Source organism: Pseudomonas botevensis (genome assembly GCF_019145475.1).
Lineage (GTDB): Bacteria > Pseudomonadota > Gammaproteobacteria > Pseudomonadales > Pseudomonadaceae > Aquipseudomonas > Aquipseudomonas botevensis.
The window spans coordinates 165,948-178,885 of record NZ_JAHTKI010000003.1; the positions used below are offsets into that span (position 1 = coordinate 165,948).

8 protein-coding genes are annotated in these 12,938 nt (G+C 47.3%); 4 read left to right on the top strand and 4 right to left on the bottom strand.

Features of this window, described 5'->3' with window-relative positions:
- The first annotated feature begins 230 nt into the window (after nucleotides 1-230).
- From KVQ74_RS06305 to KVQ74_RS06320, 4 genes are all read left to right on the top strand, one after another.
- Complete coding sequence (locus tag KVQ74_RS06305) at nucleotides 231-1,751, top strand: AAA family ATPase (protein WP_217830135.1); 1,521 nt, start codon at nucleotides 231-233, stop codon at nucleotides 1,749-1,751.
- Nucleotides 1,751-2,407: an HNH endonuclease gene (locus KVQ74_RS06310; protein WP_217830136.1), complete on the top strand. Its 657-nt coding sequence runs from the start codon at nucleotides 1,751-1,753 to the stop codon at nucleotides 2,405-2,407. The genes KVQ74_RS06305 and KVQ74_RS06310 overlap by 1 nt, the downstream gene beginning before the upstream one ends.
- A 587-nt stretch (nucleotides 2,408-2,994) precedes the next feature.
- Nucleotides 2,995-4,542, top strand: coding sequence for a hypothetical protein (locus KVQ74_RS06315; protein WP_217830137.1), 1,548 nt, complete (start codon nucleotides 2,995-2,997; stop codon nucleotides 4,540-4,542).
- Nucleotides 4,543-5,087: 545 nt separating this feature from the next.
- Entirely contained in the window at nucleotides 5,088-6,911 is a 1,824-nt protein-coding gene (locus KVQ74_RS06320; RefSeq protein WP_225929885.1) for a retron Ec67 family RNA-directed DNA polymerase/endonuclease, read from the top strand.
- Between the two features lie 88 nt (nucleotides 6,912-6,999).
- On the opposite strand, the gene KVQ74_RS06325 is transcribed toward KVQ74_RS06320, so the two are convergent.
- Genes KVQ74_RS06325 through KVQ74_RS06340 form a run of 4 tightly spaced genes read right to left on the bottom strand, consistent with a single transcriptional unit; the run spans nucleotide 7,000 to nucleotide 12,911 of the window.
- Nucleotides 7,000-7,470 carry a hypothetical protein gene (locus tag KVQ74_RS06325; protein ID WP_217830138.1) on the bottom strand — a complete coding sequence of 157 codons (471 nt, stop codon included), beginning with the start codon at nucleotides 7,468-7,470 and terminating at the stop codon, nucleotides 7,000-7,002.
- Nucleotides 7,471-7,472: 2 nt separating this feature from the next.
- Entirely contained in the window at nucleotides 7,473-9,515 is a 2,043-nt protein-coding gene (locus tag KVQ74_RS06330; protein ID WP_217830139.1) for an integrase, read from the bottom strand.
- Nucleotides 9,512-11,446, bottom strand: coding sequence for a hypothetical protein (locus KVQ74_RS06335; protein ID WP_217830140.1), 1,935 nt, complete (start codon nucleotides 11,444-11,446; stop codon nucleotides 9,512-9,514). The genes KVQ74_RS06330 and KVQ74_RS06335 overlap by 4 nt, the downstream gene beginning before the upstream one ends.
- Nucleotides 11,439-12,911: a site-specific integrase gene (locus KVQ74_RS06340; protein ID WP_217830141.1), complete on the bottom strand. Its 1,473-nt coding sequence runs from the start codon at nucleotides 12,909-12,911 to the stop codon at nucleotides 11,439-11,441. The genes KVQ74_RS06335 and KVQ74_RS06340 overlap by 8 nt, the downstream gene beginning before the upstream one ends.
- Between the last annotated feature and the right edge of the window lie 27 nt (nucleotides 12,912-12,938).

Genomic DNA, 12,938 nt, shown 5'->3' on the forward strand with positions numbered 1-12,938 from the left:
TCTGAGCTCTAGATCACATCTGCAACCTGCCGGCTCGCATCACCACCCACCCATGCCGGCAAGCTGTCCAGGCCGTAAGAAAACAGTCCAGCGCCCACAGCAGCACGGTGTGACCTATTGATACGCTAGCGATAGCGTTCCCGCAGTGGCATATTGCCGTCTTGAATAAGCTTTCCAGGCTAACGGAAGGCGATGACGGCTAGGTTGGTAATAGATAGGGATCATCATTGATGAGATTTCAAATTGATTCAGTTCAGGCTGATGGTTTCTGGGTGCCGCTGACCGACAATCGACTCACAAACATGCGTGACAACATTTACACGATGATTGTTGGGCAGAATGCGGTGGGCAAAAGTCGGCTATTGAGAAAAATCGTCAGCAACTATATTTTTGCCGACAAAGATCTTGAGCACTTTCGCCCCAAAACCAAAGAGCATTTTGAATTTAGTGAGCGCCACCCTAACTACCAGCTTTTCTATTCCAATCACAATAACAACTACTCAAGCCACAAGCATACTGATACAGAAATACCTGCAAACTCAAATGTTCATCCGGACATATGGCATGCGCTGTATTATCAGAATGAGCTAACATCCTCGTACTTCGATCCTGACGACCTAATTGAAGAACCACTCAGTTATGGGCGTGGGGAGGTTATGCCTTCAAAAGGTTCGACTTGGTCACCTACTCATGTAATTGCTGTATCCACGGGGCGGCACGATAGATTCCCAAACTCAAGCCAGTTTAAAAAAGAGTTGGCGTCATCGAGCTATAGCTACATAGGTACAGAGCGACCACATGGAAGCAGCGTGCCTAGCAGCATTGCTTCCCTAATAGATGGCCTATTAAAAGGTCAACAAAATACGCACAAGCTCTCGAAGATTTTTGATTATCTCGGCTTCTTTCCTTATCTCGACCTCAAGCTTAGCCTGGATATGAAGCAGTTAAAAAAATTAAGCGAATTGGAGAGGAACGAACTATACCTGAGCTGCCATCCTGACCTCATTGAATATCTGGCAGGCGAGCAAGAATACATTCCGTTTATCGACAGCCATCGCATAAAATTTCATGAAACACTAAGGCGGCAAAAAAGATATCATATTGAACTTAATTTTTGGGGCCTTGACTCAGGAATAGATCGAGAAATTCTGAGTGATTTAGTACCACTCTTGAAGGTCGGCCTCGTAAAAATTTACGATGTAACCCTGATCAAATCAAATGAGAAATCGAGACTAAGACTAAGCCAGGCAAGCTCAGGGCAGCAGTGTATGCTGACCATTATGCTTGGTATTGCGGGCTCAATTCAGAATGGATCATTAATCTGCATCGATGAGCCAGAAATTAGTCTACACCCTCAATGGCAATCAAACCTTGTCAAACAGCTACAAGAAGTGTTCTCTGATTACTATGGCTGTCATTTCATAATCGCGACTCACTCCCCACAGTTAGTGTCCGGCCTCGCAACCGAAAGCGGCTACGTGCTCAACCTGGAAGAAAAAAGACTTTATCACTCTTACGAGTACGCCAAACGATCCGCAGATTTCCAACTTGCAGAAATATTTCATTCCCCAGGGCAAAACAACGAATATTTACTCCGAATAACTCTCCTTCTTCTTACAAAAATAACTCGCCGCGAAAAACTAGAACTAGAAGACAAAGAAACAATCCATAAGCTTCTGCTGATCAAAAACAAAATGAGTGACACCGACCCGGTATATCACCTTATCGGACAGCTTGAGGCTCTGTATTGATGAAACCTATAGCCTTCACAGGTGCAGACCTCACATTTGTAGAGGCATACGATGGGGTAAACCATCGTATTTGGAACTCTACAACAGGGCCAATTGTTCCGCTTAGAGCTTCCATTCGCGATCATTACCTTGAAGAACAAGGTTTCGTCTGCGCGTACTGCCGAATGCTCAAGCGAGAAAAACACGGCTTGACTTGGGACGTCGAACACATAATCCCTAAGTCAGAGCATCCACGTTTTTTATTTGAGCCACTAAATCTCGCGCTGGCTTGCAAAGAATGCAATTTGAGCAAACATGACAAAAGCGTCTTAATAGCCCCTCTAAACGGCAAGTCTGCTTACCCAAGAGATAAAGACTCATTCACCATAATTCACCCGCACCTTGACACCTACTCCGAACATATGGAAGTAGCTTTCATTGCGGGCAAAGTATTTCATCGCCCGAAAAACAAGCACAAAGGCAAAGAGACCTTCATAATGTGCGACCTAATAAGATTCTCGTATGAATATGGGGAATGGAAAGACTTTAGCTACGGCATCACCAAGGAAGTAAACGATTTTCTAAACAAGTGCCCTCCCAACTCAACTCCCCAGAAGATATCTCAACTTCTTGGTTTTTTGAGCTTCACCGTCAATGTTGACTTTGCTCCGCAGTGAAACTGAAAAAAGGATCGAGCCCCTATCGCATCACGACAGGCCTATCGTGATGCGATAGGCTAGCCAAACTATTCAACACCAACATCAACATCAACATCAACATCAACATCAACATCAACATCAACGTCATGGTAGGCATGCAGTCATCTACCACTTAAGTTAAGTCTTTATAGGCTTGGCTTTTGCGGTGGCTTCCGCAACCAATGGATCATCGGGCCAATGGTCATCGACAGCATCTTGACACCCTAGAGTTCGACAGGCCTACGACCTTGAAAAACGGGCTATTTGACGGTGATCTTGTGATAATGCTTGACTGTTAAACATTCTGCTTTGGATTCACATAAAGCAATGAGGCACTGCCACAGGATTGACGGATAATGCTCCTAAATTCTCTATAAGACCTAATAAATTCATCGTGGATTGACATCAGCCTTAATGGCCCTTCGTTGCGTAGACACCGCGACCGGCCTGTACTGAGTCGGCAGGCGCCGGTCACCACAGGCCGGAGACAATCTAGGCTGCTACTCACCAGTGAGAGTAATCGGGCAGAATCGAAGACCCTCGTCGTGAACAATAGAGAGAAAATAATGAGCATAGAAAATGAGCTACTGGCTTTCCTCAGTAGCCAAATCAAGGATGGCTCCAACAAGGCGAGAGACATCGAGATTGTCAACCATTATTATGGATTTAATGATTCAGTTTGGCCCACCCTAGATGAGACAGCCAAGAAATTTAACATTGGAACTAGGGAGCGAGTTAGGCAACTGCTAAACGCCAAGTTCAGGAGCCATGTAGCCCCTGAAAGCATGAAAGCATTGCGTGAAGTTTTGAACATACTAGAATCTAAAGCATTTTGGGCTCTTTCCGAATTCAAATCTGTAATTTCGACCCATGGATTGGTAGGCGCGACATTTAGCGTAAAAGGCATATTCAACTTAGCAGAAGATGTAGGGCTTGAAAATGAATTCGATATTTACACCCCACAACTAAAAAAGGCAACACGAACCTCGATAGAGTCAAGCCAAGAAACCTTCATAATCAAAAAAACTAATTTAGCAAGAATAGAGTCCGCACTGAAATCGGCAAAGGATCTACCAGGTCGATGCGGGATCGCAAACTTAAGATATATATCAGAGTTTTTAGGAAGCGAGTACGAGCACGTAAAAGAAATTATCGCATCAACTCCAACTGCATGGATCAAAAATGACGGCAACCATTTTTGGTATCTCTTCGAAAATAAAGATAATACAATCATAAACTACAGCGAGAAAATATTTTCAGCTGTTAATTCTTGCGAATCTAAACGCCTGGCTTCATCGTATCGAAACGCTTTAGATGGTAGAACTCACAAGCACCCATATCCACCAGAAGAAATAATTCAGGAATACCTTGAAAGCTCAATCTACTTCAAAAATAATTCCGGCCAATTAAAATTTGAAGGGGAGACTACCGAACTAAATCAGATAGATGAGGATATTTTCTCCTATTTTTCGGGGCATGCACTAGCTAAATTTCCAGAACTCCGGTCTTACTTGAACTTAAAAGGGTATGGAGCGGCCCACATATTAAAGGCAATAAGCTCTTCACCTTTGGTGTTTGTGGATAAAAGCAACGGAAGGCAGCACTACACTTACAGCCTTATCGCCCCTAGAAAAACCGATATTATTAACTCACCATCTTTAGAACGCTATGATACATATTTATCCAGATTGAGAAAGCTGCTAGATACAGGAACGGATAACACCGTAGAGCAAAACGCACGTAAAGAACAGACAATACTCCAAGCCTGGCTCTTTGAAGATAAAGAACAAGAACAATGCGCCCTTTGCAACTGCAACTACAGCGTTCGCACTTTAGTTGCCGCACATAAAAAAAATCGTGCAGAGTGCAACGATGCAGAACGACTAGACCCGTATATTGTCATGCCGTTGTGCCTTATGGGATGTGATTACCTGTACGAGCACATGTACGTTTACATTGATAATGGAGTAATTCGTAAGGGTGTTGACTTAGCAGGCGCCGACTATGAGGCTGCGACGATACAAAATCTTGTAGGAAAAAAAGTAGACCCAAGGTGGCTAATGGGCTTGAGCAAATACTTCAGAACACCAACCTATCCGAAAAAAGGCATCTAATTTTTAATCAGTCTTGACCGCTTTTGGTTGACTGCAGCCCAAAGCGACCTACCGCAACCGCTCCATACCGATCAGCCGACCGAGCATTCTGAAAACACATAGGCGGTTGACCTTCCTGGCCAAGTACGATGCAATCGGTAATCACGTGTGTACGATTCAACAGCCTTTATCAAGTCGCTCAAAGCCAGAATATCGAGACCCCTTGAACCAACAAAGCCTTGCTTTGTTCGATCACATAGGAAGCTCAAATTTCGAAGACGTTCTAAGAGTCCTATACCACTCAAAGCTAGTAGATCAACAACTGGGAAACCCACAACATGAATTCTCCTTCCTAAGCAGAAACTGCTACGGCACAGCAGGAAGGTAGTGGCGGACGATTGCAAGGTAAAATTCTTTCTCCGCCAGCATTGCAGTTGGATCCATTTTTTTGATAGGCTCCGACTTCGGTTTACGGGCAGATTTTGGGTCGCGCATCGCGATCAGTGAAAAAATTATCCGAAAGGATTGCCCTTGAGATGACTTAGCGATTCTTCGCGGTCCTGGTAATGCGTAAGAGTGCCCGTAAGCCACCTCATTTTCCGGCATGGCAGCAGAGAGTATTGAAGAAGATTGACGATCTACGCGCAGCAAGAACTAAACCAGATCTTGCCCTGCTGCTGAAAATTGATTCTTCTCATCTCACTAACGTTCTTTACAGATTGAGACCTGAGACTCAGTACAAGAGTTTCACTATTCGTAAAAAAAGCGGTGGTGACCGCACTATCCACGCACCATCCGACGAATTGAAGTCCATTCAGAAAGCTCTTTCGACTTTACTGCAAGACTGCGCTCAAGAAATTGAAAAGTCAAACGGGCCGAAGTTTAAGTCTACTCTTGCTCATGGCTTTGTCCGAGATCGTTCAATTCTGACGAACTCAGTGATGCATTTAAATAGAAAAAACGTTCTAAACATTGATTTGAAAGATTTTTTTGATGGCTTTAACTTTGGTAGGGTTCGAGGCTTTTTTATCGCCAACAGGAATTTCCAGTTACATCCTGAAGTCGCGACGGTAATTGCACAAATTGCTTGCTATGATAATAAACTCCCTCAAGGAAGCCCGTGTTCGCCTGTTATCACAAATTTGATAACGCACGCACTTGATATTCGCTTGGCATCTCTGGCGAAAGATAACTCGTGCATATACACTAGATATGCTGACGATATAACAATTTCGAGCCGCGAGAAAGAGTTTCCCTTGACCATAATGGCGGAGGGGGCTAGCAGCTATACCCCAGGTAAACGGTTGCAATTAGAGATTAAGCGCGCTGGATTTGAGATTAATCATCCGAAAACAAGAATTCAATACAAGGATTCGCGTCAAGATGTAACGGGGCTGATCGTGAATCGGAAGCCAGGAGTTAAGAGCGAATATTGGAGAACTGTGCGATCGCAGTGTCATTCGCTTTTTAATACTGGAGCCTTCAAGGAGGATGTGTCTGGAACTCCAACGGAGGGAAATATTTTTGTCCTTGAAGGTAAGTTGAACTTTATAGATCAGATTGATTTTTTTAATAGGAAGCGCAATAAGCCGATTCTAAATCCCAATTACGAGCCTTCAAATCATGGCTCTAATACGCGGAAACTATTGAGTGGCCGCGAACGCACGCTGAGTCGCTTCCTTTACTATAAGTATTTCTATGGTAATGCTAAGCCAACGGTTGTCTGCGAAGGCCAGACTGATAACATATATCTGAAAGCAGCAATTAATAGGCTGGCTGTTGGTTACCCTAAGCTGGTTAGGCCAAAAACTGTTGCTGCACCATATGAATTGCTTGTTCAGTTCATTAACTACACTGGCCGCACTAAGTTTTTGCTTGAGCTTGCAGGCGGAACTGATTATTTAAAAAAGTTTGTCGCCGAGTTTGGTTCTTATTTCAAGTCCTACAAAGCTCCAGTTCCGACGCGCCCCGTTATACTAATCCTCGATAACGATGATGGATTTAACGCAATCGAGGGGATTTTGAAGGGCAATAAGTATAAGCCAACTATTTTCCCTTCTGGCTTGGCTGCCAATGATTTCAGAAAAGCCGAGTTCATTCACGTAGTTCACAATCTCTATATTGTTCTTACTCCATTGGCGAAAAGTGGGACGAAGACTTCTATTGAGGATTTGTTTCCTCAAAGCGTCAGGGATACTAAGCTTGGTGAGAAAACCTTCAACAAAGAGAATAAAATAGATATCATGAAGGAATATGGAAAAGAGTTTTTTGCGACGAAAGTAGTGACTCCCAAAAGGAATGAGATCGACTTTTCAGGTTTCAATATCATACTGAAAAGATTGGAGCAGTGCATTGAGCATTTCGCTACGATGACGTTGACGAAATCCTGAGTTGCATTTCCGTGTTGCTCGATTTTGAGCCTATTAGCTGACTGGTGTTGCCGTTATACCCCGTCAACACGGAAACTTTCGAGTAAGCTCACGCCGAAGTGAAGCTCATGTCATTGTTATTACGCAGCATGGGTTCGACCTTCGACGAGCGGCCCGAGCGGCTATCAGCCATCGAGCGTTCCAGTTCACGGACCCGGTGCCACAACTTCATATTCTGAGCCAACACGTTGTCACGCTGTATCTGAGCGATCGACAGCGTTTTTTCCAGCGTCTCCAGCTGACTTTTCATCTGCCGGATCTGTTTGCCGCTCGATGACCCCGTCCCTTTGCTGGCCTCTGCCCGAACCGCCTCAATTTGAGCCAGTAGCGGTAAATGCGCTTTACGTGACTTCTTCAGGTAGCCACGGTCAAATCCAGCTTCCAGACTAACTATGCTGGCGGTGAGTTTCGACAGGTCTAAGCCCACATGCTCAGGCACAATAGGCTTCCCAACCAAGAGGCGCTGTAAGGCTTCCTCGCAAGTGCTCAACCCCTTGCTTGTTCCGTCACCAGATTTCATCGTTAAACCTCCACTGAGTCAATCCGGCGGGCTTTGAAGGCGGTTAAACGTTCAATGTCGCCCTTCACAATTTGATATTCGCCCGAGCCTTCTGCGTAGTTGCACAACTCATCCGTCGCATCCTTAATCGCAGCATCAAGCTTATCGGGCTTGATAATCGCGCCGACGCATGACAGGCATTCCGTGTAGTCACCGAGCAAGAAATCGTCACAGCGGCCCACCTTTGAACAGCCACCCAACAACGTCGGCCGGTAACTAATTTCACCGTTTTTCACCCGTTGTTCGGTATCAGCGCGCACATCCTCAATCTGAATCTCACCCGACTTAATTCGCTCTTTCTGTTTCTCCATGTACGAGCCGGTGCCGCCGAACAGCGGTTCCTCATCAAACAGAAGATCGGCAATCAACTGGTTCGCCACCGAAATTGGCATGGCCATCTGATACTCGAAGGCGAAGTGATTGCTTGGCAGCACAAAGTCTTTCTTCTTGTCGTCGTAGTAGCCAAAGACGGTGCGCAGGTTATCGTAGTGATTCGAGTAATAGCGCGCCATTTCAATCGTCATGTGCTTGAACTGCACCCGCAACGTCGGCAAAGAAAGAAAACCGCTACTGGTGCCATAGAATGACAGCGAGCGCCGAAACTGATGACTTGTCAACGGCCAGGGCTGGCCGACAGCAAACGCTGGCTCATTGTAAAAGTCCCGAGAAGGATCGCTCAGCCCCAGTTCCTCTAAGTCCTCTTTCTTGATCAACAGTCGGAGCAGAGCAATCCCTCGTGAATTGTTAAAATTCGTCACGCCAACCTCGGCTCTGTTCCGCGTATAACAAAGAACGGACGGATTGAGAAACAGCGGGCAGTGGGCATCCAATTCAATTTGGTAGAGTTTGGCGAGGCCGCGACAGATCGCCTGGGCGACTTCGACCGCCCGGACGACCTCCCCCGGCGCGAACCATGTGCCTTCTTTCTTGTAGCCGGTGAACTTCGTGGTGGTCGAGAACACGTTCACTGACTGCACCTTATCACGCTCAATGCCCTGATCATCGACAACTGCCTGCCTGACTACTTGATCGGAAAAACAGTGATACGGCATACGCATCACCTCCTGATCGCGCATGCCTGTGTAGAGGTGTATCACCATTTTCACCACAGCCTGCATCTGGACCAAGACCCCTTGCAGGCGCCTTAAATGAGAGCACTCAAACTCACCGGCGAACACTGAGATCAGACCGTGATCCTTGATCGCTTGCGCCATGTCGGGTCGCCAGTTTGCCTTGCCACCGACACCCAGACATCTCTGACGGACATAAGTAATACCGTAATACTCATCAGCAAAGCAGGCGATGAAGGCCTCGAAACGTCCAACACCTAGATAAAGCTGATCGAGCAGGTCGCCGGTAAGATTGATGAGCTTCAAATAGATTTGAGTCGGAATAACCGGATACTGCTTGTAGTCGGGCCGCTCGCCGTGAAAGTGGTCGGGATTAAGCACGGCATAACCCAGCTGTGCTTCGCCCACCCTGGCCAGTCCTTGCAAAATTCCAGCAAGAACCTTTTTACTAAAGCTACTTTGGCCAATAAAAGCCCCCATATAAACCGGCACGGTAAAGAGCTGTTGTAAGTACAGTACGCCTACCATGGGCTTCTGTTTCTGCTCATAGCAGAACTGAATGGCCACGCGCAGCACGACCCAATACTGGTTCAATGTGCTTGCACTTAGTCCACCTCTTCGCCCGCCACCTGCAAAATAGATAATGCAAAACAGCAGATACTTAGCCTCTTCTATCAGCGCCTGCTGCTCTGGCCCACTTTCATCAAGCACCGTATCAAAAAGTATTCGGGCGATTTTGTTTGCACTCAGCCGGTAAGGGTTAAAGTCCCAAACGGGCTCGCCGTATACCGCCGTGGCGTTGCCGCTCTCATCACGACAAAGAACGAAATCGGGCGCGGGTTTGCCTAGGAGTTGCGACGCTTTATCTGGCTCATTGGCCGACAGAAACCGACCGCTGGTAAAAAGACTGCCAATGGACTGGACAACAGCGTTCAAAATACCACCCCCATTTTTTCATAACGGCTCAGGCGGTTTTCCCAGAACATCGTGAGTTCACCGTATTCAAACACCTTAGCCTTGATCACTTCGACCAACTGCTTCACCGCATCCGAACGCTCGCCAAGCGCCTCAAGGATGAACTCGATTCGGATGGACAATTCCTTGTAGAGCGCTTCAGCATGTGCAGCATCGGGCGCTGCTTTACGCACCGCATTGATCACATACTGCAAGCTCACAATCTTGTGTAGGTCTTCTTCATCGTTGTGACAGATATAGTGCTCGCAGTACAAGCAGCCGTACTGGCTGCGGCAGTTCGGCTCTATTGCAACAGCCCCAAAATCGCGTACAGGGATAGGCTGATTAAACCCGTCACAGTGGCCCGTCGCCATTGCGATCTCTCCCTTTGCGGGCCTCTGGCTGCGCTCACGCACGACTTGAGCGGCATGATGCATGGCCCGCCAGAACTGTCCGAACTCAGCTGCCTGCTGATCAGGCGTAGCCTCCGAATAAGTCGAAAGATTCACCGCCCGGGTATGATTCAAGTTTGCCGCTACCGTGGACGGCGACACGCCAGCGGTGTGCATTCCCAGGCTCTTGTGCTTGCGCATCTTGCGCGGAGAAAGAATCTTCACCTTAGGGTCGAGGAAGTTGCCGCTGACGGTCCTAAAGAACCGAGACATCATTTCAGTTGTCTTAAAATCAGAAAATTCGTTATCGGTATTTACTCGTTCGCCAGTCGCGGGCATCGTAAAGAACAACCCCTCATGTGTCGCGCCATTCAGAATCCACTCACGAAGCTTCAGGTACTCCTTGAGCAGCGGCAAACCCGTGTCCCGCCCGATGTTGTAGAGAGTTGCTTTCCCGCCCGCCCGGAACTTTACAGCCGATAGCTCTTTCGTGATTGGAGACTTCTCAACTTCGAGCGCGTCTGCATATCTAAACTGGTCAAACTCGGTCGGAGTAGCGCCTGTGATCATCAAGAAAATATTCGCATAGGCTTTCGCGGCAAGACCTGCCACTTGAAGCCGGTGCCAGTGGCGCTCATATTCGTTGGCCGAATCCAAGTTCGCCTTTGCGGCTACTAGATCGTGTTCTGCTTCCGATTTATAGAGTCGCCTTCGCCCCTTTTTTTCGCTAGCTGCCCTCCACTCTTCGAACGTTGCAATCCGTCGCTCGGCGGCATTATATGAAGAAGGCGACTCCTTGAATGGGCCAACCCAACCATGGTTTGATGGAAACCCAACCACCTCATAATCCCTGATATTCACAACGAAGGGATAGGGCTGCCTGCTCAGGACGAAAGCGCTGCATTGCCGGGCAATGGCCAAACAAGCGTCCCGGTACACTTCAACATGGGCGTCGCTGGCTGCTTCAGAGCCCTTCTCCGCAATTATCCTGACCGCACCCGCGAGAATATTGTGGCTGTCTTCTGGATAAATCAGTTCAATAACTATGGATGCATTGCGCTGATAATTTAGCGCACTTCTAGGCTTCCATGCCTGATGGATTATTTGATGATTCAGGTGCGCAGTATAGTTTTTATAGGCCTCCTGGGCTTGCGGTGCACTGGCAAACACTTCTCTGTAGCCTTGCGCGTTCAGCCAGTCGATAAAGTATTCGATAATTCTCAATCGCGCTCGGACACTCGAATCACGCAGACCGACCAAGGACTCTAGTAGTCTCATAACCAATTCACGGCGGTTTTCAACAAAAGACCCAATCACTACCGGAGTGCCGCGATCATCCCAAACGCTTTCATTCTCACCACGAATTACATACGCGAAACTGCCGATATCAAATGGCTTCTTCATCTCCTTCGGAGACAGTTGCAGGCGCAAACGCTCAGGCTCGGCAAACTCATGGGTGACTTCACTTAGCGTAATAATCTGCGTATTTGGACGATGCTGGAATTGCTGACGACTATTCACCGTGCGCCTCCACCTTCAGCGTCGCGTAGCCGCCATTGAACAACCTGCCCTCCCAAATCTCTTGGGCAATGACCTTTTCGTGAGTCATCTTGAACAATTTAAGATAGTTCTCTGTCGTTTCTCTGGACTCGTGGTGCATGCGCTTTTGAATAAAGTCGATATCTTCGCCAGTCTTCATCGCTCCTTCCTGAACCAATGGCTGCAAGCGCTGGTAAAGCTGATAGCCATAGGTCGCTCGCAGCCAGTGATATGAAAAGTCTTTCGGAAATGGGCTAGAGGCTTTTTGGATCAATTTGCGCTTAATTGTGTCCGTTACTTGTCCTGTTTGCGGCGACTTCACGATCGTATAGCGCGGATCGCTTTCGGCCATGTAATAGCAGTTGCCTTGATCGGAGAGAAACAAATACATATCGTCCTCGGCCATCAACAGTCCGGGATGACTGGCCTCTAACTGAGCGCGGAATTTCTTTCGCCTCGCTTTCATCAAAGGGCTTTCGGAAAGCGTGACCAGTTCTTCGGCAAGTTGCTTCGGAACGTACAGGACTTGCGGTTTATCGTATTTCGTATCAATACCTGTGCCGGGACCGGCATGTAATTTATAGGCACCCTCAGGCTGCAGCCTGTCCTCTGTAAAGCCCTTCAAATGCTTCAAGCGTATAGTCAAAACGGTTTGCTTGCGGGCGCCCGTCATTAGTCCGACCATCAAGATCAATCGCTCAACCACAGACCATTCTTTTTCTTTGCAAATGGCGGCAAGAAACGCACCTAACTCACGATTGGAAAGAGGCCTGAGATCATCGCCATCTTCCCGCACAAACCCCAGCGGTACAGAACTAACCGGCGCCGTGCGCCGCGTTTGACTGCGCTTTTCTGCTTCTACGACTTTGCAGCCTTTAGAACCTTGCACCATGAACCGTACCTGCTTGATCGTATCGACACGTTTGATGTCAAGATCATGCCAATGCTCGGAAACGTATTTGTAAAAGTGATAAACAGCAGCGGTATATTGATTGATCACCTGATTACTGCGATGACCTTCGTTAATTAGGTGATAAAAGTATTTATAGGTAGGGCGATGCGGAGGTCGAGCACCGGAAAAGTCTTTCCAATCTAGATTTTTATCCTCACAAAACAGGAGGTAATCAAGCAGTTTGCTTGCACGACGCCGGATGTCATCAGTACGCCTATTTAGCGGAGTTTTGTCATGCATGAGGCTGAGCAAATAATCGTTCGCTTCGTGCCAGGGATCGCCGTTCGCGTGAAATAAAAACGGGAAATTGAACAAATCCCGATCATGCGCGCCGCCGACTTCATCGAGCTGGAAAATGATTCTAGAGCCATCCCCTTCGAGCCCCAAGGTGGCCGAATCTGTTGGGGCTTCATGGACATATAGATTGGCGAAGGCATCACGCAGATGCGAGATAAGGATGATTCGGCCTTGGTGAAGCGGATTAACATAGGACATGGCTACCTCCCCTTCTCAGAAGGTAGT

Excerpts from the sequence above, each read along its gene's own strand:
- KVQ74_RS06310 (WP_217830136.1), top strand. The coding sequence starts at position 1,751 with ATGAAACCTATAGCCTTCACAGGTGCAGACCTCACATTTGTAGAGGCA.
- KVQ74_RS06325 (WP_217830138.1), bottom strand. The coding sequence starts at position 7,470 with ATGAAATCTGGTGACGGAACAAGCAAGGGGTTGAGCACTTGCGAGGAA.
- KVQ74_RS06315 (WP_217830137.1), top strand. The coding sequence starts at position 2,995 with ATGAGCATAGAAAATGAGCTACTGGCTTTCCTCAGTAGCCAAATCAAG.
- KVQ74_RS06320 (WP_225929885.1), top strand. The coding sequence starts at position 5,088 with ATGCGTAAGAGTGCCCGTAAGCCACCTCATTTTCCGGCATGGCAGCAG.
- KVQ74_RS06340 (WP_217830141.1), bottom strand. The coding sequence starts at position 12,911 with ATGTCCTATGTTAATCCGCTTCACCAAGGCCGAATCATCCTTATCTCG.
- KVQ74_RS06305 (WP_217830135.1), top strand. The coding sequence starts at position 231 with ATGAGATTTCAAATTGATTCAGTTCAGGCTGATGGTTTCTGGGTGCCG.